Source organism: Roseibium sp. AWQ4_290 (genome assembly GCF_056160985.1).
Genome location: NZ_JBSWYG010000021.1, coordinates 1 through 21,626 on the forward strand (window position 1 = coordinate 1; position 21,626 = coordinate 21,626).

Genomic DNA, 21,626 nt, shown 5'->3' on the forward strand with positions numbered 1-21,626 from the left:
TTGGACGAAAAAACTACCTCTTCATGGGTTCAAAAGGCGGCGGCAAATCCGCGGCTATCGCCTATACCCTGATCGAAACGGCCAAACTCAACGGCATCGACCCGCAAGCCTAGCTGACCTGGGTTCTGGCACAAATCGCCGACCACAAGATCAATCGCATCAACGAACTCATGCCTTGGTGTTACGCTGCAAAAGCAGCGTAACAGAGCGCGTCGCCGCCATGAAGACCGGCTTCACCGGGCGGACACTGTCGCGATGCATGTTCGCACGGAGGAGAACTGAACCACCAGAGGCTTAGTCTTGGGGCTCCTCAGAGCCTGCGTTGCAGGTGTAGTCCGGCGCTTCGATACTGTTTTTGAATGGATCGGTGAGAGCGTCGGTATACTCACCGCGCAACAACCGTTTCGGGGGCAGCAGGTGGGTCCTGAAAAATCTGCTCATCGCGGCAAGCCTGCGGCCACGGGCTGTCAAAACAACACAGCCGTTGTCGATCTCGATGGTGCCGGATTCCTCCTGTTCCGTCAGCCGGACGTCCACCAGTCTGTATTCGTGCATATATTCCTTGGTAAAGACATCTTCGAACCGGTCGGCTCTGATAGCCCCGCCTCTTTGATCCAGTTTTTCCAGAATGTAGAAGGACAGGGAACGGTCGACCACGGTTGGGATAGAAATCGCAAAGGCATATCCACCCAGCAGCCAGATTGCGACGAGCTGGCTTTTCTCAAATGTGCTGAGCCGGGCGCATAGGTGGCTTCCGAACAGGAGGAGTGCAGCCAAAAAGGCCGCTATCAGTGCGTCAACAAGCGCTGCATAGAAAACGACATTGACTGGAAAATACCAGACGTGCAGGCAATAGGCCCCCAGCAAGAACAGAATAAACGCCAAAGTAGCGATAAGGCTGGAGACAATTTTCAATATGAGTTGGCCTTGTTGCGGAGAATGCGGTCCGGAGTGTGGCTGGTTCAAAAATCACACGGCGACAGGCTGCGACGGTTGCTTTGCGATTTTTGACGGATTGGTGTTCTCTTCCAACAGGATTTCATCGATAAAGTCCCGGTAATCCAGCTCTGACGTTACAGTGCCGCTGCGAACGACGCCTGTAAGCATGAGGGTCATCAGGGCGAGAACACCCGTCTGCATGAACATGAGAACGAGGATACCAAAGGCCACGGAAAACCAGCCCGGTGTTGAGTACCCGATGGTTTTCAGAATGATCGCAGCCGCCCCACCGGCAACAGACAAGAGAGCTACCAATGCTGAGGCGATTCCAACGCGCACCAGCACGTCTTCTGCGAAGACCATCATTCCCTTGAAACCGTGAAGAGCCAGGCCGACGAAATTCATTTTCGATTTCCCGGCGTATCGCGGACCCCGGTCAAGAGGACATGTCTGAAGGCGCAGCTTCGAGGCCAGAACAGCAGAGGCAACATGAATGGAGGTTTCCGGCATTGAAGCAAGGCGTTTTACGCCTTGCGGCGCAACGGCCATGAAATTTCCGAAGCTGATGGTTCTGCCGGTGACCAAACGAAACAGCCGTTTGTAGATGGAGTAGAATGTTTTGAAACGGGCCGTCTCCACCCTGTTTTTTCTTCGTGCAACGACAACGTCGACAGTTTCGGAACGCAGTTGTGCCAGCAAACTCCCGATAGAACCGGGAAGGTCTTCCCCATCAGAATCCATCACAACGACGCGCTGGTGATCCTGAAGATGCGCTGAAACGTAGCCAAGACCTATGGCAATTGCTTTCTGATGGCCGACGTTGCGTCTTAGCTTCAGGATAGCGCCCCGCACACCAGCCTTCTCCAGTCCAGACCGATCAAGGGGCTGATGAACGGAACCGTCATCAACCGCAACAACATATACGCGGTCTTCGAACTCCGAGTGCAGCTCCATGAATAAGCGGCTGCTGGCGTCAAAGTCCTCGTAGACCGGCGTTACAATGACGACGTGTGCGTCGCTGGGGATCATGTCAAGCTACCTGTTCCTGAAATAGGCGATAGTGCGTTCCAAGCCTTCTTTGAGCTGGATTTCTGCGGTCCAGTCAAGATGCTGACGTGCAAGTGAGATGTCTGGTTGCCGTTGTTTTGGGTCATCGTGCGGCAACGGGTGGAACACCAGCTTTGAAGGCCCACCAATAAGCTCCAGAACCGTTTCCGCCAGTTCCCGAATTGTAAATTCAACTGGATTGCCAAGATTGACCGGGCCGGTTGTGTCTGCGGGGGTCGCCATAAGGCGAACGAAGCCCTCAATCAAATCGTCGACAAAGCAGAAACTGCGGGTTTGCTGCCCGTCTCCATACAGGGTGAGATCCTTGCCCTGCAGGGCCTGAACGATGAAATTGCTGACGACCCGTCCGTCATTTGGGTGCATTCGGGGGCCATACGTATTGAAGATTCGCGCGACCTTGATGTCCATGCCATGCTGGCGGTGATAATCGAAAAAAAGGGTTTCGGCACAGCGCTTCCCCTCGTCGTAGCATGAGCGGACGCCGATTGGATTGACCCGGCCCCAATAGTCCTCCCTTTGCGGATGAACTTCCGGATCACCATAAACTTCGCTCGTTGAAGCCTGGAAAATGCGCGCACCCGTTCGTTTGGCCAGTCCAAGCATGTTGATTGCGCCATGCACGCTTGTCTTTGTCGTCTGGACGGGATCGCGCTGATAGTGAACGGGAGAGGCGGGACATGCAAGATTGTAGATCTCATCGACTTCTACATAGATGGGAAACGTAACGTCATGCCTCTGAAACTCGAAATGCGGGTCGGAGAGCAAGTGAGATATATTGTCTTTGGTGCTGCTATAAAGATTGTCCAGGCACAAGACATCTGCCCCGTCTTTCAACAAGCGTTCGCACAGGTGAGATCCAAGAAAACCCGCTCCACCGGTTACAAGTGTTCTTTTGCGGTTAGATACTTTCATTTCGTCGATGCCTTAGTCGCATTGGCTTGGTTGGCGTGTGTATTGCCCAGGACCGCTAGTGTTAGTCAGAGACGGGAGCAAAAAACAAGTAGCCCGACTTTTCTTGCGGAGCAGGTCTGTCATATGGACTGCAGTGTTTTGCAGTCCAGCATCCGTCACCATCTCTGGGACGAACACCGTAGACTGCATCGGGAACCACCTCTGTGGAGGGCACTGTCAGCAGTTGGAACCGGGTTAGCCCTTTCAGTGAGAACCCGCCTTGATTGTTAGCCAGTCCAACAATGAGGAGTACACTGACCACCTTAAGAAGCAACCCTTGCTTGAAGATCGGTGCCCCGAATACAACAAGCGCGACTGCTGGTGCTGCGATCATGAAAATGCCGATGCCAAACCGGTCAGTTGGTGCTTTTATGAACCAGAGCGTTAACGCCGCCAAAACCAGACAAACAAGCGTTATGCTTTGAAGTGTTGGCAATCGCTTCGTCTTGAAGAAGTGATGCAGAGCGAAGCCCAGTACAAAAACGACTGCGGTACACAGCGCCATGTAGAGGAGAAAATGTGTGTGTGCCATGAGCCAGTAATTTTCGAGCCAGGACCAGCCCTCCAGCGAAGAGAGACCACTATGGGGGTGCCGGGCCCAGGCCGTAACCCAGTTTGCTTGCAAAGCGGCTTCTTGCTTTGACGCCCATGGAAGAACGAAGCAACTCCAAGAAGCGGGGAAGAGGAGGCACCCGCTAGTGACAATTCCGCGAAGTGTCCAGATCACTGCAAAAACAAGGGGAAGCCCTGAAATAGCCAAGGCGCGTGCCATGGTCATGGATGCTGGTGTCAGCGTTACAAGAACCACAAACACCACCCATAGCACGATCAAGATACTGCTCACTTTGAGTGCTACGCTCATTGCAGAAATGATCAGAAAAGCAAAAAGAAATGCGTCAAGCTTGTGTCGATTTTTGAGTGATGAGCGGTCCGCCTGCCCAACTTCCAAGATGTAGACCCCTAAAAGAATGGACAAGGCGAAAACAATACCGGCGGGACTGTCCGCATAGCCGTATTTCCAGTTGAAGTAACCATCGAATACAAGGACATTCACGGCTACTAGCAACGAGATCATACGTGTGGCGGGGTTGGACTGATTCACTGCAAAAAAAGTAAAAGACAGGAATGAAACGAAGAATATTGCACTCATGTAGGAGAGAAGTTTGAAACTCTCTCCGATCCAAAAGAGTGCATTTATGTATTCTAGAAAAGAGCTGAAACCAAAGCGGCCATGCAGATTGGCGAGCCCGAATACGACTTTGTGATCGCGCAGCCACAACTGGTGTGGCAGGTGGTAGAGGCCTGCGTCTGGTCCAGGCTGCATGTCAGCAGCGAGTGGGGTACAAAGTGCTGCCAGCAGGCTGAGATAAAGAATGGACTTTCTTTCAGAGTGGCTGCTTGTAATCAGGCCTGCAACCAACAGCGTGCCGAGCGTCGTGTAGGTTATCGAGACAGCGACAGGGCTGAAAAAATTTACAATTAAAGATGCAAAGCCTGCGGCAAAAGCTCCGAGAAGAGGAAGGAGGAACGGGGGTAGCGTTGCTCCGTGAAATCCGAATGCTTTTTTGGATGTGGCCCAAAATCCCAATCCAATGAGTGAGAGGGCTGCCGCGAAGAGCGGGAACAGGAAAAGATCGATCAACATTTTGGGGTCATTGGCAACAATTGTGTTTCCGTTGTTCCACTACCTTTTATCTTTCTCTTTAGCATGGTTCGTGAACAGGCTTCGCTGTATTAAACCACTTTTCGAAAATGAAAAGCTTTTCTGTCCGGTGCAGTGTCCTAGCCGTCGGGACCCTTTTTGCTGCAATTCCGCTGGAAGAAACTCAGCAGAAAATCCAAAAAAGCTCACAACTGCGTCCCGCACCGGTCAAACCAACCCTTTGATAGGGGAGAGGGGGCTGCCCCCCTGGTTTAGAGCCCGAGGCTTGGGTTTGTGGCGCCGCGGAGGATCTGGGTCAGGAAGCCGTAATCAGCGCCGCCGGTGCGGGTCTTGCGGGTGACGATGTCGACAATCTTGCCGTCTTCCAGTGTGTAGTTGCCGATGTCCTGAACATAGCCATCCTTGTCGAAATAGATCGCAACGACGCGCTGTTCGACAATGTCGGGGGCCAGAAAGGCGGTGGTCGCCGTTTTCTGGGAGATATAATAATAAGCATCGCCGCTGAGGCTGGACGTAGTCGACGGGGACCCGAGAACCAGTTCCACCTGCTCGCGGCTGGAGCCGACCTGCACCTGGTTGAGCATGGAAGTGGTGACCACATGTCCATGTGTATAGGTGGAGGTGAAGCAGCCACCAAGCGGCAGCGTGGCCAGAAGCGGAAGGAACAGGGCGCTTGCCTTGAGGTTCATCTAAGAAGTCCCGTTTCGCCAGACCTGTCTGGCTTATCTTGAATTTCGTTGCTTTTAAAAGTCACTATCTTGGGATAGGGCACAAGGCAACACCTGAGTTACAAGGAACCCGAGATGGTTTTTGGCTTGTTCCGCCGCCGGTCCCGAGACGCAGAGCACAAGATCTACTGTGAAATCGTGGCTCAAGCGCGGCAACCGGTGTTTTACACAGACTTTCTTGTGCCCGACACGATCGACGGGCGTTTCGACCTGATCGTGCTGCATGCGGTCATGTATTTCCGCCGGATGCGCGGTGAAGACGCAGAGGCATCCGGGTTTGCGCAGGAGGTGTTTGACCTGTTTTTCCAGGATATGGACGCCTCCTTGCGCGAAATGGGCGTAAGTGACACCCGGGTGCCGAAAAAGATCAAGGCGATGGGCGAGGCTTTTTATGGCCGTGCTGACGCCTATATGCCCGCCATTGACGCTCGGAACGCGGACGCCCTGGCAGCGGCAATCGGCCGGAACCTCTTTCCCGGGCAGGAAGAGCCCATCGCGCAAATGCGTCTGGCGCTTTATACCTTGGAGGTCGCAGACCGCTTGTCCAGCCAGCCGGCCGCAGACCTTTTGTCAGGGGGACTGGACTGGCCCGATCCGGCCCCTTTTTCCAAAGCGCCTGTTTAGATGCGGCTGCGCGCCCTTAATGCCCGCACATTGAAGGCGTCAGAAGACGCATGAAAGATGAAGCAGAAAGAACAAGAATGACAAACCCAGCAGAGAGCTTTCCCTATTCCTTTCCCGTCACGGCAAAGCGGGTGGTGGACAAGGACGAGACCTTGACGGTTCAGCCGGACGAAGCTGCCTTGAAGCATATCGCCAGCACCTATGACCTTCTGGGCCTTCCGGCTCTGGCAGCCCGCTTCACCTTGAAGCCCTACCGGAAGGAAGGGGTTCGGGTGGTTGGAACCCTCAAGGCCCGGATCCGGCAGACCTGTGTTGTCTCTCTGGAGCCGTTTGAAACGGACCTTGCGCTGGAAGTCGACCGCACGTTTGAACCCGTGTCCAGCCGTCCCCGCAAGATCAAAGATCTGAATGACGACGGTGAGATCGAAATTGACCTGGACTCTCTTGATCCGCCCGATGTGATGATGGATGGCGTTCTGGATCTCGGCGCTGTCATCTGCGAGGAATTGGCCCTGTCGCTCGACACCTTTCCCAGAAAGCCCGGAGCGGAATTCGGCGGGGGCACGGAAGCAGAGCTCGAGGTTGAAGACGACAGCGGAGCAGAGCCATCCCCCTTTGCGGCGCTGAAGGCGTTGAAAGACAAAGCCGAAGACTGATTTGGAAAGCGAATGACTAAGGAATATGTGTACAAGGTCAGTTTTGCAGACCGGTTTTGACATTCAGTTCTGCAAGACTTCATGAAAACGGTTGTCACCCGGACCAAAACCGTTATGTTCGCGCCCGATCCGGGCCCTCCGGAAAAGGCCGTACTTCCTGGGCGTCCCATCCGGTGAGGCCTGCAATAGCGAAACGTTAAAAGACCTTTTGAATGGCGAACACAATTCCGATTTCCTTGGATGCCATGGGCGGTGATAACGGGGCAGACGTCGTCATTCCCGGAGCGGAAATCGCACTCGTGCGCCACCCGGATATCCGGTTTCTGCTATATGGCAATGAGGAAGTCATCCGCCCGCTTCTTGATCAATATCCGCGTGTCCGGGAGGCTTCGGAGCTGCATCATTGCGACATCTCGATTGCAATGGACACCAAACCCAGCCAGGCGCTGCGGCAGGGCCGTTGGCGCTCCAGCATGTGGCGCTCGATCGAAGCGGTCAAAACCGGGGATGCCCGGGTTGCCGTGTCTGCCGGCAATACCGGTGCATTGATGGCGATGTCAAAATTTTGCCTTCGCACCATGGCCAATATCGAGCGCCCCGCCATTGCGGCCATCTGGCCGACCACGCGTGGGGAGTCGGTTGTTCTGGATGTGGGGGCGACCATTGGCGCCGATGCCCAGCAGCTGATCGATTTTGCGATTCTGGGCGGCGCCATGGCCCGGGCCCTGTTTGGCATTCAGCGCCCGAGCGTTGGCCTGTTGAATATTGGTGTGGAAGAGGTCAAAGGCTTGGAAGAAGTGCGCACGGCAGGCCGGTTGCTGCGCGAAACCCCGCTGCGTTCACTTGACTATGCGGGCTTCGTGGAAGGGGATGACCTTGGCAAGGGCACGGTCGATGTGGTGGTGACGGAAGGCTTTGCCGGGAACATTGCCCTGAAAACGGCAGAAGGCACGGCCAAACAGATCGGCAGTTACCTGCGTTCGGCCATGAACCGGACATTCATGTCCAAAATAGGCTATCTGTTCGCCAAGGGCGCCTTTGATTTGCTGCGGGAGAAAATGGACCCGCGCAAGGTCAATGGGGGCGTCTTTCTGGGGCTGAACGGCATCGTGATCAAAAGCCACGGCGGGACGGATGCGGAAGGCTATGCGTCTGCAATCGATCTGGCCTATGACATGGTGAAAAACGACCTGACACAAAAAATATCCCAGGATCTTGTGCATTACCATCGTGGCCGCTTCGCAGAAGCCGGGCCGGCAGTGGAAGGTGATTTGTGAGCGTAATTCGTTCAATCGTGACAGGCTGCGGCAGCTATTTGCCGGAGAAAATTCTGACAAACAGTGATCTGGCCCGGATGGTGGACACCTCCGATGACTGGATCGTTCAACGCACCGGAATTGGCCAGCGCCATGTGGCTGCCGATGGTGAAGTGACCTCCGATCTGGCTTTTGCGGCTGCGCAACGGGCGCTTGAGAGTGCCGGCCGCGAGGCGGGCGAGATCGACACCATCATTCTGGCGACGGCGACCCCGGACAACACCTTTCCGGCCACATCCGTCACCGTGCAGGCCCGGCTGGGCATCACCCAAGGCTTTGCTTTTGATGTGCAGGCGGTCTGCTCCGGGTTCGTCTATGCCATGACCACGGCGGATGCCTATATCCGGGCGGGTCTGTCCAGGCGCTGCCTGGTGATTGGCGCGGAGACCTTTTCGCGCATTCTGGACTGGGAAGACAGGACGACCTGTGTTCTCTTCGGCGATGGCGCTGGGGCCGTGGTTCTGGAGCGCAGCGAAGGGGCCGGCCTGAACAGCGACCGTGGCGTTCTGACGTCTCATCTGCGCTCCGACGGGCGCCACAAGGACAAGCTTTATGTAGATGGCGGGCCGTCCTCTACCCAGACTGTCGGGTACCTGCGCATGGAAGGCCGGGAAGTCTTCAAACATGCGGTGGGCATGATCACGGATGTGATTGAAGATGCCTATAAGGCCACGGGACTGACATCGGACGATCTGGACTGGTTCATCCCGCATCAGGCTAACAAGCGCATCATTGATGCCAGCGCAAAGAAGCTCGGAATTGCGTCAGAAAAGGTTGTGACGACGGTGCAACTGCATGGCAACACCTCGGCCGCATCCATTCCCCTTGCCCTTGATACGGCGGTGCGGGACGGACGTGTCAAAAAGAACGATCTTGTGATGCTGGAGGCCATGGGCGGCGGGTTTACCTGGGGCTCGGTTCTGTTGCGCTGGTAGCACGCCGGACGCGTTTTTCCGACAAATGTGATCTTGAGGCAGAGTTGCGGTTGACCGGCCCGCTTTGAGGCAATACCGTAAGCGCCTGCGTTGAAGTTCTCTTTCAAAATCAGCCAGATCAATGGCGTCATTGTGGAGGGGTTATGGGCAATCGGACTATTACCCGTGCGGATCTGTGCGAAGCCGTTTATCAAAAAGTCGGCTTGTCGCGCACAGAATCGTCAGAATTGGTCGAACGTGTACTTTCTGAAATTTCAGACTGTCTTGTGACTGGAGAATCGGTAAAATTGTCGAGCTTCGGGTCGTTTGTGGTCCGTTCCAAAGGGGAACGCATAGGCCGCAATCCGAAGACCGGCGAGGAAGTACCGATTTCACCGCGCCGTGTGATGGTTTTCAAGCCGTCCAACGTTTTGAAACAGCGGATCAATGATGCGCTGACAGGACAGGCAAGCAAGTAATCGGAACGGAATGAGCTCTCAGGACAAAAGCCCGGACGCCTTTCGAACAATCAGCGAAGTCGCAGAAGATCTGGACTTGCCGCAGCACGTGCTCCGGTTCTGGGAGACCAGATTTTCCCAGATCAAGCCTCTGAAACGGGGAGGCGGACGGCGCTATTACCGTCCTGATGATGTCGAGCTCCTGAAAGGCATTCGCCATTTGCTCTATGGCGAAGGCTATACGATCAAGGGTGTCCAGCGCATCCTGAAGGAGCAGGGCCAGCGATTTGTTATGCAGATCTGGCGGGAAGACGCCTCGCCGCTCCAGGCCGTGGCCAGTCAGGCAAATGATGCCCAGGAGGCCGTAGCCCCAGCGCCTTCACAGATGCCGGCTCACACAGACGCCTTGCCAAGCGGGGTGCTGGCGGATGACGGGCCGGACGCCGCCCAGGCGCATTCTCAAACTGGTGGGCTGAACATTCTCAACCGTTTGCGGGGCGATAAAGCCTCCCAGGGAGTGGGGCAGGCCGCCGTGTCCCGGGAAGATATCCGTCGGCTACAGGCAACCCTGTTCGAACTGCTGGAATGCAAGCGCACTCTGGACCAGGCGCGCTGACGCTTCTTAGGCGGGCAGAACGCTGGAGCCTGCCGCGTTATTGTGAAGACAAACAGTCTTGCCTTTCACTTTAACTCTTTGATCTCATACATAGCGTCATTCCGGGGTTCACTCTCCTTTAAGCCCTCTTGGGGCGTGTGCTACGACCCCGCATCATAGGCTCAGGAGAGTGGCCGCCGGAATTACGCTATGTATCAGGAGAGTGACCGCCGGAATGACGCTATGTATCAGGCCGCCAAGGGCAGCTTCGCTAAAACGCGATTTGCCACGATGGCGCTGATCCAGCGGTCAACCGGATTTTCTTGGAAAAATCTTACCCATGAGGCGGGAGCCATTGGCCCCGTTTGCTTTCGCGCGCCGGGATTTTTCTATCGGTAGGCTGACCTGAGCTTCCCGGGCGAAATCCCTGAGTTCGGCCATGGACATACGCCCATTCGCTCGTTTGACGGGCTGTGGCCGACTGCTCTCTGGTGAGGGCGGGGTGTCAGGAACAGGAGTGCCGGTGTTCGCCGGTTCTGTTACCGCCAGCCGGGCAGTCAGCGCAGCCGCATCTTCGGTGAAAGCCGTTTCCGGCTCCGGCAAGTCGTCAGGAGAGGGAGTGTGGTCATCCTCGCCGCTATGCGCCACCGGGGTGATCTCCGGCGCGGGGCCGGACATTTCCGGGACAGCATCTTCAGCGGCTTGCGGGGCTTCGTCCGCGCCGCGTTCCTCCGGGGGCGTAAATTTTATCGCCGCAAGCCGGTCCAAGATGGCTGCATCAATCGGGTCACCCGGATCAAGCTTCGGCTCGGGCGTGGTGTCCGGATTGCCAGGGCTTGTATCAGCGAACACCTCTTCCAGTTCGTCTTGCGGCTCTTTCAACCCGTCTTCTGCGAAGGCGCTCTCGTCCTCGTCCAGAGCAGGCGGCGTATAGATATGGCTGGGCGCTAAAGGCGGCTGAAAGGTGAGGGTGGTCCGTGCGGGCCGCACCCCTTCCGCGGGTTGCCGGGTGAGGGTCAGATCAAGAGCGCCGGTCTCCAACTGGCTTGCCTCCCGCACAACGTCCCCGGCCTTCAGGGACTGGGCGACAAAGTCATACGCCTGTTCCACCAGAACGTTCGCAGGTTCCGGACAGGGCGGAATGTCAATCATGTGACCCGTCAGCCATTGGGCGCCGGATGTGGCAACGCCGGTAAGGGCTTCACCCGTATGGGGGTCCTTGCGCACATGGATGAGGCAATGGAGATAGAGCAGCAACGGATTGCTGGCTTCGGCGATCCGTTTGAATGATGCGGCGTCCAGGTAAAATGTGCTTGGGCCCCAGAAGACAGCCTCGGCGTCTGTTTCTGCAAGAATCAGAAGCGCAACCGCCTTTGCCAGCGCCATGGCTTTGAAACTTTCAGCAGCGGTTTCAAACGCGGCTGTTGCTCCACTGGGCTGGCCGTCTTCACTGGAGGCCGTGGAGCGCGGCTGAACAGAAATATGGGTACAGGCGATGAGGTCCGGATCAATGGAGGGTGCATAGCTGACATTGCTTTCAAAGGAAAATGTGTCCAGCGCGATCTGGAGATAGTCATCTTCCTTGAACGGCACCGACTGGGTAATCTGAAGCTGCAGGCCGCCGCACAGAAAACAGAAATCCAGATTCGCAGAACTTGCGATCAGCGAACAGGTTTCGGGCTCAAGGCCGATGCCTGCTGCAGCTTCCTCGACGAGGGCCGTGAGGGCGGGACGGGGGAGTGGCTGGAGGTCCCGGAAAAGGACCTGACAGTCCACGCTTGCAAGCGGGTGCGTTTTCAACGGTTTGACCATAAATGTTCAACGAAATCGGACGAAGCGTAAACAGAATAGGTGAAGAAGTACTTATCAGACTTCGAAACAAATTGATTTGAATTTTAGAGGCCGCGAGGGCTGCAGGGGTGCTGATGGAACTTAAGTGACGCAGCGGCCGGACAGGGCGTGTGGAAACATCGAGCAGGGGGTGCGCATCTGTGCACGGTACAACCGGACAGGATGAGGTTCATCGCATCACCACAGATCAGCATTTCCACATCCGTATCATTGGCACTGGAAAGCAGGCGGCAGCTTTCCTCTGGAACGCCCACCATATGAACTGACTTGAGCACAAGGTGAGATGGGGTCCTGTTCATTGCGGTTGGTATTCCTATCTGACACAGTCAGAGGGGCGGTTTGCGAATGAAGAAGCTGGCCGTTTACGTTATGCAATGTAAATGTTTTCAAGTGTCTGACCGCACACAGGCTTGGAAATCTACGGGCAGACTAGAAATGAGCTGTAAAAACCGGCTGGCAACCGGCAGAAGTCTGCCAGCTTTGGAGCCGGACAGCGGCTGAGGCAGGCGGCAACGGGCGCCAGGGGCGCATCAGGGTAAGCCCATGCAGGAGGCGTAGAAACTGGTTGTTGCCGGCCAGTCCGAAAAGACCCCTTTGACACCCGCATCTCGGGCGAGCACGTCGAGCACTTCCAGCATCTTGCCATCACTGTTAATGGCCGCGCTCACCGTCTGATAGTACCAGCCGCCGCCGCTGGACAGAGGTCCGGAGCGTTCCAGGGTCCAGGTGATCAGGTTGAGCTCGGCGGCCTTGGCCTCCCGTGCGTAGACGGATGGCACGATTTTTCCATCCTCAAGGCTCAACAGAACAAAGAGCGGCGGGGCCAGATAGTTCACCCCCATGGCCTTCAACTCCGCCATGGAAGGTTGGAAGGTCGACGGATCTTGAGGGTCGAGATCCCTGCGCCCATCGAGATAAACGGCCTGTTTGCCGAAGTCCGGTTCGTTTTGGATCCAATAGAGAATGTCATCGAGATTAAAGGACTGGGCAAAGACATCTTCCGGCGGAATGCCCGCGTCTTTGTACGCATCGATCAGTTTCTGGGCATAGGCGGCCTGGGTGAAGCCGTCAAAGGGCATGGCCACTTTGGGCGCTTTCAGCTCGGGGGTGAACTTGACCCCCAGATGCTTGAATAGGGCAATGGACTCCGCGTGCGACAACAGAGTGCCAGTGCCGCCATAAAGCTCCGTGCGCCAGGGTGCCGTGCCTTTTTGGTAGTCGTCTGCCGTTTGGGCCGTCTTGTCGGCGCTGTCCATCTTGCCACGCAAGCTCTTAAACTCGGCAAGGGTGAGGTCCGACGTGCGGCACTCGGCAGAGGCCAGCGTACCATCTTTTGCAGGCGTGAAACCGGAGGTGCAATTCCCGGCAAGGTCCGTGGTCAGAATGTTGGTTGTGGTGTGCAGATCATTCTGGGAATGGCGGCAGACCAGTTCCTTGTCCTTGGTGAAGGTGACGTCGCATTCCAGAATGCCAGCCCCCATCATGGCTCCTGCGCGATAACCTTCTTCGGTGTGTTCGGGAAATTGTAGCGGCGCGCCGCGATGGCTGATGGAAAAAAGGCTCCGTTTTACTGGCTGGCCGATGCAGCTTGCCAGCTTCTCCTTCAAGGGTGTGTCCGCCATCTGGCTGACCAGATAGGCAGGGCGGGGCCCGAGAGAGATCGTGTCTGCAAGAAGAGCGGCTGGAAAGCTGCCGGTTGCAAAGGCAATGAGAAATGTCCAGAAGCGCATCAAAGTCAGCCTTTTGTCCGTTTGTGTATCTGCGCTCAGCTATGCCGTTGCCAGGCAATCCGAAGTCTCTCCGGCCCGCGCACAGAGAGCCCGCGTTTGTAGGGCACTGTGGCATCGGCCAGCTCGATTGTCTTGAACCGATTGAGGAGGAATGAGAAAATAATATCCATATCGAGCCGGGCCAGGTGGTTGCCAAGGCAGAAATGGGCGCCGCGGCCAAAGGCGATGTGCCAGTTGGGCGCGCGGCCGACGTCAAATCTGTCCGGGTCCGGAAACTGGGCCGGATCCCGGTTGGCAGATCCGTAAAGCACACCGAATTTGGTTCCGCGCGCAAACATGCGGCCGCAAATCTCCACCTCTTCGCTCGCGTAGCGGTGGAAAAAGGGCAGGGGTGATTCATATCGGAACATTTCCTGGACCGCTGTCTTGATCAGGGCGGGCTCCTCCCGCAGCCGCTGCATCTGGTCCGGGAAGGTCAGCAGTGCATGAAGGCCGCTACCCAGAACATCGATGGTCGAGCCGTGACCGGCCATCAGGATCAGCATGGCGGTGGAGAAAAACTCGTCATGGGAGATCTGCCCCTGGCGTTCCGCTTCGATCATCAGGGAGAGGAGATCGTCCTTCGGTGCGGCTTCTCGTTTGGCCTTCAGCTCTTGAAGATACAGGTAGAACTCGGTTGTGTTGCGCTCCGCCAGCTCCTTGCGGGCATCGGACCGGTCAATGTCGAAAAACTGGACGATGTTCTCCGACCAGATGCGCAATTGCGGGCAGTCTTCGTCGGGAACGCCCAGAACCCGGCCAATGATGTGGCCCGGGACATGGGCGGCGAGATCCTCGATGAAGTCAATCCCGTCCCGCTCCGCCAGCCCGTTGATCAGGCCGCTCACATAGGTCTGGATGTGCTCGCGAAGCGTGTTCACCATTTTTGGAGTGAACAATTTGAACACTTGTTTGCGCAAACGGTCATGGACCGGCCCGTCGCTATCGAGCAGGGAGAACTGCACAAAGCGTGCATGATGGGGCATGTCATGCCAGTTGCCAGCCCGCTTCTGGGCCGCAATTTCCTCCGCAGATGCGATGTCCTCCATGGACCGGACCATTTTGTCATGCACCACGATCTGACTGACATCCTCAAACCGGGAGGCGAGCCAGACATCGAACGCGTTGAAATAAGTCAAACCGGGCCGGGCGCGAAGATCTGCATAGAACCGGTAGGGGTCTTGCGCGAAGGCGGCCGACAGGGGATCGAATGAAAGGTCTGTGGACTGGCTCATTCCGGGCTCATCAGCGAGGCTTTAAGGGTTTATACTTGCGATTCTTATCACGGTCGAAGATTCGGCCGCGATATTGCAAGAGGTTTAAGGCTTTGTATCTGAGTTTTCGCCAATTTCTTGCGTTTTTCAGAGCTGCACTGTGCAGAACTGGGGATAGCGTGGAAAGGGAAAAACTGACGATACCGGCTTTGGCTGGAGGTTCTTAACGATGCCTTAACGGGTGTCGGTGGGGCGCCGGTGAGTGTGTGGCGACCAAATATGCGTGAGGCCGAAATGCAAGTGCCAAAGGCTTTGAGGGAAGAGTACAATACCTTTTTGAAGGAAACCGGCTTCGACAATCCGGATCCTCAAGCACTGCTCATGGAACTCGCCTCCCTCAGCATGGAAGTTTATCTCAAGGAAATCGCTTGGTTGTCCGAATTTATCGGCAAGGTGACCAGCAATGCCGAAGAAGCGGCTTGAGGAACGGGCTGATCGAAGTCCATCAGGCGCAAGCCGGGATTTGAGAGGCGGCTTGGAGGTTGTCGACCCGCGAACAGGCTGGCCTTTCGCTGCCTTTCCTTCAGATTTTTCAACGTGAAAGACAAAGTGGGTTCAATCCGGATGAATGCGGTACACACTGGAGCCCGGGTTGCTGGCGCTGCATCTGCGGCGTGACTTGCGGCGCAATGATCCGCAGCGGTGGGGAGCCTGTTTATTGCCTCCAGTTTTGAGCGCTCCCTGACCGATGTCTAGCAAGGCTGGTTGGGAGATATGCCGCTTTGCTCTTCATCTTCAGAATACGCTCAGCTGCCGGGCAGGAGAGTGATTGCGTCTTTCCAGGGAATGTTCATGTCATAGTTGTGGCTTTGACTGTATTTGAATACTTAAATAGATTTAGCATCTTGAATGCTCTTGAGGTGGTATATCTAAGGTTGCATCCTAACAAAATTCTGTATTAGGGTGCGAGTGTCGCGCGGATTTTTGATGGTTTCTTAAAATATATAAAATTTTACTGAAATTGAGGCGGCTCTGTTTTCCAAGAAATCTTCAATTTATGGTAAATTAGGTACTTTTTTCTAGTCAAAAAAAACGATACCGATTAAATGTGTCCCCTTGAAGTCAGGGGTTGCTTGGCGCTGTTTTGGGGCCGTGAGCAGCCGGTTTCTCAGGAAGACTGGAAAAAGATCGTCCCGTTTATTCTCACCGTCCGCATCCATTCGGATCAGTTTGTCAGCCAAATGGGGGGTTCCTTGGGACCTGAAGACGTCTCTACGTTGTTTAACGCTTATTCCGCCTGCCGGGCGCGGCTTTATACTCTTGGATGCTCCGTGAGGGTGCTGAGGGACTTCGGCGAGGTTGTGCCGCTGCTTGAGGCGTGCGGAAAGAATGTGACTCCTTTTTTCCACACCCGGTTTTTTGATTTCAACGGCCATAACGGGTTTTGCCATGTAGCGCTGGAGGGCGATGAGCCGGTGTCATTCTATTGCAGCCAGCTGTTCGATACCGGCAGCATGACTTATCTGGCGTATCACCGCACGCAATTGAGCCGGCTTTACGGGCCCGAACATCCGGTCGATCTGGACTGGGTCTGTCCACCGATGACGGACATTCAGGGCAAGGTGATTTATTCAGGAGATGCGCTCAACGTGTCCGGGCATGGCTCGGCCCGCAAGTCTCTGGAGCGTCTGGGGTTGATTGCGCGCATGAACCTTTATCTGGGACTGGCCACCTGGAAGGATGCAACTGCCTGCCTGGGGCTGGCGCGGGCGGACCGGGTGAGCAAGTCCCTCGGCGGCGTCTATGGGGCGTTCCACACCTATCCCTATGCAACGCGCTGGCTCAATCCGCCGGAGGACCGCAAACAGGATGATGTTTTTCTCTTCAATTTGCCAAGAGACGTGCTTTATCTCGCAAAAATAGATTGTCGTGAAACTGGGCCGACGTCGGAAGCGTCAGATTGACCAGAACCGGCTTTGGCGTTCCCAGCCAAAGCTTTTCGATATATCGGTAGTAGCTGACAGGCAGGTGGGTGAGGGCGCCGGGGGGCGCCACGTCCATTTCCACAAGCTCAAACACCCGGTCGCCCTGGGTGGCTCTGGCAAAGCCTCCGGCCACGGCCCGGTCGAATGCCGGGTCCTGATGGCGGATTGCACTGGCAATGTCGCTGCCGAAATGCCCTTCCATCACGTTCTTGATGTAGCTTTCCTTGCCCACATAGCCGATCTGCGGAATATGATCGCCATCGGCAGCGGCCGAAGTGAAGACCACCCGGTGGAATTGAGGCATGTGGGATTGAAAGACGCTGCCAGTATGGCGCAAGAACGCTTCCAGCTCCCGGATATAGTCTCCGGCCAAGCCTTGCATATTCGCAGGATCTACGCGTTTTATATGCATTAATGCGCCTCCGCCTGACGCAAGAGTTCGATCATTCTGTGGCAATTCAGCAGGATCTCGGTTCGCTCTTCGGGTGAAAAGTCCCGCCAGTCCGTACGGCCATCATAGCCTTCAATGACGGAACGCACAAAGCTGCGGATGACAAAACCGCCATCGAAGAGGTCCGCATAGGCTTCTGCCTCTCTGGAAAGAAAGCTGTGCGTATCCATCGCGCTTAGGCCTCTTTCAGGCTGCGGAAGGCCCGCAGCACAACAAAAGTGTAGACCTCCATGGAGAGGGTCTGCTGGCGGCGGCTCAAGAGCATGTCGAGCCGTTCGCGCAGGTCGCTCAAAAGCACGTCATCGCTCATGCGCGCATAGACCCCGGCACCTGACCCGCTGGGGCCGCTGGTCAGCTCATCAATCATGTCTTCAAACAGGGACATAGAGCACAGGTCCGGAATCACGTCTCGACTGGGAACGCGGGGCGCCGCTACTCTGCTGCATCACGACCCTTGGCCATGTGTGCAACAGGAAAACTAACAATTCTTTTCATTTGGGGTAGAGGCAAGGAAATTTGAACAAGAAACCCAGGGAAAATTCGTTAAATGGATAATATGTTGCGTAGATCGTCAAATTTTCTCCTTTTGTGGTGGTAATTTTCCCGAAAGTGACCTAGCGGAATCAAGCGTTGGAGCATGCGTCTCCCGCATCCGGGGCGATGGTGATTCTTGGCTCGTCTGCGACCATGCGTCTCCCTCTCGGGAATGCCGAAGCGCCAGCAGGACGGAATTTTGAAGGGCGACGCCCTGTTCAAACCGGCCCCTTCAAATTCGCCACCGTCCTGTGTCCGGCTTCTGTCTGGCGGGGGACATCCCCGAAATCCCTTTCTTCTGCGCGCAGGACGAGCCGGGTGTTTCCCCCGGATTTGCCCTTGGGAGATTCTGGAAGGGAAAAGCCTATTCAATACAGAAATTTGCCTCAAACGAGAAAGGCAAGAAAGGGAGCGGGCAGCTCCCCGCAGCGCTGGTCAGTGCGGATGGAAGCAATCGGCAAGGGGGCATTTCGCAAAGGAAATCGGTGTTTTGGCAGAGGGGGACGGTCTTGAGCCTTAAGGCCCGTCTCCGTAGCTTGCGCAAACCTGAAAAGAATACTCATGTTTATGCAGCTTGCGCTGCTTGGGGGCTGTCACGATGACATACGAAACCGCACACAGAACCGGCCGCAGAGCGCGCAGCTCTCTCATGACGGCGCTGATGGCGAGCACCATTCTGGGGGCGGCGCCGTCCGCGTCGCTGGCAGAAGACGAAGAGGCAACGGTGCTGGAAACAATCGTTGTAAAAGGGACCAGCTATGAGACGGAAGGCACGGAAAGCTATGCCAGCGAGCTGGTGAGCGTGGGGGAAAAGGAAGTGGTCCCGGTGCGTGAGATCCCGCAATCCACCCATGTGATCACCCGGGAGAAGCTGGAAGATGGCGGCTATACGTCCCTCGATACGGCCTTGAGGGAAACGCCTGGCGTGCTGGTGCTGGCCAATGATGATGGCCGCTCCAGCCTGTATTCCCGGGGCTTTGAATATGACGTGCTCTATTTCAACGGTCTGCCCGCGCCCCTTTCCAGCATTTACGGCACTCAGCCGGATATGGCGATCATCGACCATGTGGAGATCCTGCGCGGGCCGTCCGGTCTTTTTGGTGGCACGGGCGAGCCGACCGGGGCGATCAACATGCGCCTGAAACAGGCCCGGGATGTGTTCGGCGCCTCCGGATCCGTTTCCGGCGGGTCCTACGGCAATATCCGCGGGGATGTGGATGTGACCGGACCCCTGAACGGAAGCGGCACCTTGCGCGGCCGTTTTGTCGGTGCCCTGCAGCATCAGGACAGCTGGGTGGACGGCGTTGAGAACGGGGTCGGGGTGGCCTATGGCACGCTCCAGGCGGATCTGAATGACAGCACCAAGGCCACCCTCAGCGTCAGCCATATGCAAAAGGACATCACCCCTTTCAACGGCCTGCCAACCCTGGCGGATGGCACTTTGCTGGATGTCGATATTTCCACCACCACCATTGCCGACTGGAACCGGTTCAACAACAACGTGACCGATTACATCGCGGAGCTGGAGCACGAGTTTGACGGCGGCGGCCACGCCAAGGTTTCCGGCCGGTTTTCAGACCGCTATGTCGATTTTCTCTATGGCTATGCGGGCAGTTCAGCGGCCGCCAATGGCGACGTGTCGCGCATGTCTTATCTGGGGCGCAAGTTCCATGAGCAGTCACTGGCGCTGGATGCCCATGTCAGCAAGCCGTTCGAGCTGTTCGGCCAGGAGCACAATATCATTGTCGGTGCGGATTACCGAAAGGTGGTCAGCGACATGAAGCAGGCACGCGGCAATATCAGCGGCAGCTTCAATATCTACAACTGGAACACGGCCGTTGCCGAACCGGATCTCGACTATTCCACCGACACAAGCTCCGATCCCAGCCAGTTGGGTCTGTACAGCCAGCTGCGCATCCGGCCCATGGACCGGTTGACGCTGGTCGGCGGAGCCCGGCTCACCTGGTACAATTCGGAAACCACGGACAACACCACCGGCGATGTCTCCGACAAGATCGACATCGACAACCACTTCACCCCCTATGCCGGGGCGACGTTCGACCTGACCGACTATGCCACGGTCTATGGCTCCTACAGCGCCATCTTCCAGCCCCAGTCGGAGACTGACATCAACGGCAACATCATCGATCCGCGCGAGGGGTATCAGTATGAGACCGGGCTGAAGAGCCAGTTTCTGGATGACCGCCTGTTTGCAAGCGCGGCCCTGTTCTGGATCGAGGACACCAACCGGGCGATTTCCGATCCGGACAATCCGGGCGCCTATTTGTCGCAAGGCAAGGTCCGGGTGCGCGGGGTGGAGATGGAGGTGTCAGGCAGTCCGCTGGAGAATTGGGATGTCATGGCCGGCTACACTTATACGGACACCGAAGACCTGGACAGCGGTGAGGCGTTCAGCACCGTTACACCGCGCCACATGTTACAGCTCTGGACCAAATACACCTTTGACGACCGGTTCAACGCACATCTGGACGGGCTTTATGTCGGCGCAGGCTTGCGGGCATTCTCCGACTTTTACAATGTCAGCCGGGGCACGACCATCAAAGCGCCGGGCTATGCGGTCGTGGATGCCTTTGCCGGATATGACCTCAACGAGCACCTGAGCGCGCAATTCAATGTCGATAATGTCTTCGACAAGAAATATTACGAGCGGATCGGCGGCACCACCGTGTTCAATTTCTATGGCAAGCCGCGCACCTTCAATCTCAAGCTGGCGGTCAAGTTCTGACCGCCGCGCCCTGCCGCGCGCCAGCCCGGCGGAGCGTCGAACAGCACGGCCTTCTATCGATTCCAAATATGAGAAAAATGCTCAAAAAAGCTCTGGTCCCCATCACCATGATTTTCCTGTCGTCTGCCTGCGCGCCGCCAGCGGATGCTGGTTCCGGCACCCCGTCCAAGAGCACCACCACCATCACAGTCACCGAAGCGGCAGCGGCAAAAACCAAAGCCGAAGCACCGGCAGAGCCCCTGCCTGCGGCCGTCGCCGTGCCGGGGGCGGTGGCCTATCCCTTCACGCCAAAGGGGCTTGAAACCGGGCTGACCCTCTATGTGTCCAGGCCGGAGGGCCCTCCGCCGCCTCAGGGCTATCCGGTGCTCTATGTCTTTGACGCGGATCTGTCATTCATTCCCCTCACTGGCATTGCCCGCCTGACGGCGCTTTCCGCACGGCGCGCGCGTCTGACACCGCCACTGATTGTCGGCATCGGCTACATGGACCCGGCGGATTTCAAAACACGCCGCACCTATGACTTGACCCCGCCTGCTGACCGCTATGATCTTCCCGAGCGGCCCAATGGCCGCCCCTGGCCAAAACTGGGCGGAGGGGAGGCCTTTGCAAAGGTTCTGATTAACGAGATCAAACCCTTTGTTGCCGCGCGCTATCAAATCGATCCGGACAATGAGACCCTGGCCGGGCATTCTCTGGGCGGGCTCCTGACCCTCCATATTCTTCTGACCCGGCCGGAGGCCTTTGACCGCTATGTGGCGGCCAGTCCGTCGCTCTGGTTCAACGGCCGTGCGACCATGACCGCGCTGATGGCGCGCCAGGAGGAGGGGCCGAGCAAGGGGTCTGGCGGCGGCCAGAGGAAAATTCCCCTGCGCCTCAGTGTTGGTGGCCATGAGGAAAAAATCTCCAGCTGGGCGCTGAAGAGCGGCATGTCTGCGAAAGACCGGCAGGCCTGGCTTGACGCCAATCAGATGGTCACAAACGCGTCGGAGCTTGCCAGCCACCTCAAAAAGGTGGACGGGTTTGTTGATGTCTCCTTTGAAGTCTATTCCGGACTGGAGCACATGCCCGCCAGCCTGCCGGCGCTCTATCATGCGGTGCAATTTGCCGCCGACCCGGATGTGTTCAAAGCGGGCGGGGCTGACAGCGGCAAAGATTAACTTGACT

21 protein-coding genes and 1 pseudogene are annotated in these 21,626 nt (G+C 56.5%); 11 read left to right on the forward strand and 11 right to left on the reverse strand.

Annotated features, from left to right (window positions below; translation table 11 throughout):
- A pseudogene (locus tag ACXAH0_RS19790) lies at positions 1–203 on the forward strand (transposase domain-containing protein); the annotation flags it as partial.
- A gap of 91 nt (positions 204–294) precedes the next feature.
- On the opposite strand, the gene ACXAH0_RS19795 reads toward ACXAH0_RS19790, so the two are convergent.
- The 5 genes from ACXAH0_RS19795 to ACXAH0_RS19815 all read right to left on the reverse strand — a co-directional run bounded on the left by ACXAH0_RS19795 (position 295) and on the right by ACXAH0_RS19815 (position 5,310).
- On the reverse strand, positions 295–915 hold the full coding sequence (locus ACXAH0_RS19795) for a hypothetical protein (RefSeq protein WP_475194414.1): 621 nt from the start codon (positions 913–915) through the stop codon (positions 295–297).
- A gap of 54 nt (positions 916–969) precedes the next feature.
- On the reverse strand, positions 970–1,968 hold the full coding sequence (locus tag ACXAH0_RS19800) for a glycosyltransferase (protein ID WP_475194419.1): 999 nt from the start codon (positions 1,966–1,968) through the stop codon (positions 970–972).
- Between the two features lie 6 nt (positions 1,969–1,974).
- Positions 1,975–2,919 (reverse strand): UDP-glucuronic acid decarboxylase family protein, encoded by a 945-nt coding sequence (locus ACXAH0_RS19805; RefSeq protein ID WP_475194422.1) that lies wholly within the window; start codon positions 2,917–2,919, stop codon positions 1,975–1,977.
- 61 nt (positions 2,920–2,980) lie between these two features.
- Entirely contained in the window at positions 2,981–4,603 is a 1,623-nt protein-coding gene (locus ACXAH0_RS19810) for an LIC_10190 family membrane protein (RefSeq protein ID WP_475194425.1), read from the reverse strand.
- 269 nt (positions 4,604–4,872) lie between these two features.
- Positions 4,873–5,310: an outer membrane protein assembly factor BamE gene (locus ACXAH0_RS19815; RefSeq protein ID WP_475178728.1), complete on the reverse strand. Its 438-nt coding sequence runs from the start codon at positions 5,308–5,310 to the stop codon at positions 4,873–4,875.
- Positions 5,311–5,424: 114 nt separating this feature from the next.
- Between ACXAH0_RS19815 and ACXAH0_RS19820 the strand changes: the two genes are divergently transcribed.
- From ACXAH0_RS19820 to ACXAH0_RS19845, 6 genes are all read left to right on the forward strand, one after another.
- A complete protein-coding gene (locus ACXAH0_RS19820) occupies positions 5,425–5,973 on the forward strand; it encodes a ubiquinol-cytochrome C chaperone family protein (protein WP_475178730.1) in 549 nt (182 codons plus the stop codon).
- Between the two features lie 77 nt (positions 5,974–6,050).
- A complete protein-coding gene (locus ACXAH0_RS19825) occupies positions 6,051–6,629 on the forward strand; it encodes a YceD family protein (RefSeq protein WP_475178732.1) in 579 nt (192 codons plus the stop codon).
- A 212-nt stretch (positions 6,630–6,841) separates the two neighbouring features.
- Positions 6,842–7,906: a phosphate acyltransferase PlsX gene (plsX, locus tag ACXAH0_RS19830; RefSeq protein WP_475178736.1), complete on the forward strand. Its 1,065-nt coding sequence runs from the start codon at positions 6,842–6,844 to the stop codon at positions 7,904–7,906.
- Positions 7,903–8,880 (forward strand): beta-ketoacyl-ACP synthase III, encoded by a 978-nt coding sequence (locus ACXAH0_RS19835; protein WP_475178738.1) that lies wholly within the window; start codon positions 7,903–7,905, stop codon positions 8,878–8,880. Before plsX ends, ACXAH0_RS19835 begins: the two co-directional genes overlap by 4 nt.
- 143 nt (positions 8,881–9,023) lie before the next feature.
- Entirely contained in the window at positions 9,024–9,338 is a 315-nt protein-coding gene (locus tag ACXAH0_RS19840; protein ID WP_023003819.1) for an integration host factor subunit alpha, read from the forward strand.
- Positions 9,339–9,348: 10 nt separating this feature from the next.
- Positions 9,349–9,933 carry a MerR family transcriptional regulator gene (locus ACXAH0_RS19845; RefSeq protein ID WP_475178741.1) on the forward strand — a complete coding sequence of 195 codons (585 nt, stop codon included), beginning with the start codon at positions 9,349–9,351 and terminating at the stop codon, positions 9,931–9,933.
- A 288-nt stretch (positions 9,934–10,221) separates the two neighbouring features.
- Here ACXAH0_RS19845 and ACXAH0_RS19850 read toward each other — a convergent pair whose 3' ends face one another.
- From ACXAH0_RS19850 to ACXAH0_RS19860, 3 genes are all read right to left on the reverse strand, one after another.
- Complete coding sequence (locus tag ACXAH0_RS19850) at positions 10,222–11,712, reverse strand: hypothetical protein (RefSeq protein ID WP_475194428.1); 1,491 nt, start codon at positions 11,710–11,712, stop codon at positions 10,222–10,224.
- Between the two features lie 581 nt (positions 11,713–12,293).
- A complete protein-coding gene (locus tag ACXAH0_RS19855; RefSeq protein ID WP_475194431.1) occupies positions 12,294–13,493 on the reverse strand; it encodes a glycerophosphodiester phosphodiesterase family protein in 1,200 nt (399 codons plus the stop codon).
- A 35-nt stretch (positions 13,494–13,528) separates the two neighbouring features.
- Positions 13,529–14,767: a cytochrome P450 gene (locus tag ACXAH0_RS19860; RefSeq protein ID WP_475194433.1), complete on the reverse strand. Its 1,239-nt coding sequence runs from the start codon at positions 14,765–14,767 to the stop codon at positions 13,529–13,531.
- A gap of 258 nt (positions 14,768–15,025) precedes the next feature.
- On the opposite strand from ACXAH0_RS19860, the gene ACXAH0_RS19865 reads away from it, so the two are divergent.
- Both ACXAH0_RS19865 and ACXAH0_RS19870 read left to right on the forward strand, forming a co-directional pair.
- Positions 15,026–15,229 (forward strand): hypothetical protein, encoded by a 204-nt coding sequence (locus ACXAH0_RS19865; protein WP_475178753.1) that lies wholly within the window; start codon positions 15,026–15,028, stop codon positions 15,227–15,229.
- Between the two features lie 908 nt (positions 15,230–16,137).
- Positions 16,138–16,710: a hypothetical protein gene (locus tag ACXAH0_RS19870; protein ID WP_475194436.1), complete on the forward strand. Its 573-nt coding sequence runs from the start codon at positions 16,138–16,140 to the stop codon at positions 16,708–16,710.
- On the opposite strand, the gene ACXAH0_RS19875 is transcribed toward ACXAH0_RS19870, so the two are convergent.
- Genes ACXAH0_RS19875 through ACXAH0_RS19885 form a run of 3 tightly spaced genes read right to left on the reverse strand, consistent with a single transcriptional unit; the run spans position 16,631 to position 17,567 of the window.
- Positions 16,631–17,143, reverse strand: coding sequence for a hypothetical protein (locus tag ACXAH0_RS19875; protein WP_475178759.1), 513 nt, complete (start codon positions 17,141–17,143; stop codon positions 16,631–16,633). The genes ACXAH0_RS19870 and ACXAH0_RS19875 overlap by 80 nt on opposite strands.
- Complete coding sequence (locus ACXAH0_RS19880) at positions 17,143–17,352, reverse strand: hypothetical protein (protein ID WP_475178763.1); 210 nt, start codon at positions 17,350–17,352, stop codon at positions 17,143–17,145. The genes ACXAH0_RS19875 and ACXAH0_RS19880 overlap by 1 nt, the downstream gene beginning before the upstream one ends.
- A 5-nt stretch (positions 17,353–17,357) precedes the next feature.
- Positions 17,358–17,567 carry a hypothetical protein gene (locus tag ACXAH0_RS19885; protein WP_475194438.1) on the reverse strand — a complete coding sequence of 70 codons (210 nt, stop codon included), beginning with the start codon at positions 17,565–17,567 and terminating at the stop codon, positions 17,358–17,360.
- 747 nt (positions 17,568–18,314) lie between these two features.
- Here ACXAH0_RS19885 and ACXAH0_RS19890 point away from each other — a divergent pair.
- Both ACXAH0_RS19890 and ACXAH0_RS19895 read left to right on the forward strand, forming a co-directional pair.
- Positions 18,315–20,462 carry a TonB-dependent siderophore receptor gene (locus tag ACXAH0_RS19890; protein ID WP_475194441.1) on the forward strand — a complete coding sequence of 716 codons (2,148 nt, stop codon included), beginning with the start codon at positions 18,315–18,317 and terminating at the stop codon, positions 20,460–20,462.
- 77 nt (positions 20,463–20,539) lie between these two features.
- Positions 20,540–21,619 carry an alpha/beta hydrolase gene (locus tag ACXAH0_RS19895; protein WP_475194446.1) on the forward strand — a complete coding sequence of 360 codons (1,080 nt, stop codon included), beginning with the start codon at positions 20,540–20,542 and terminating at the stop codon, positions 21,617–21,619.
- Positions 21,620–21,626: the final 7 nt, after the last annotated feature.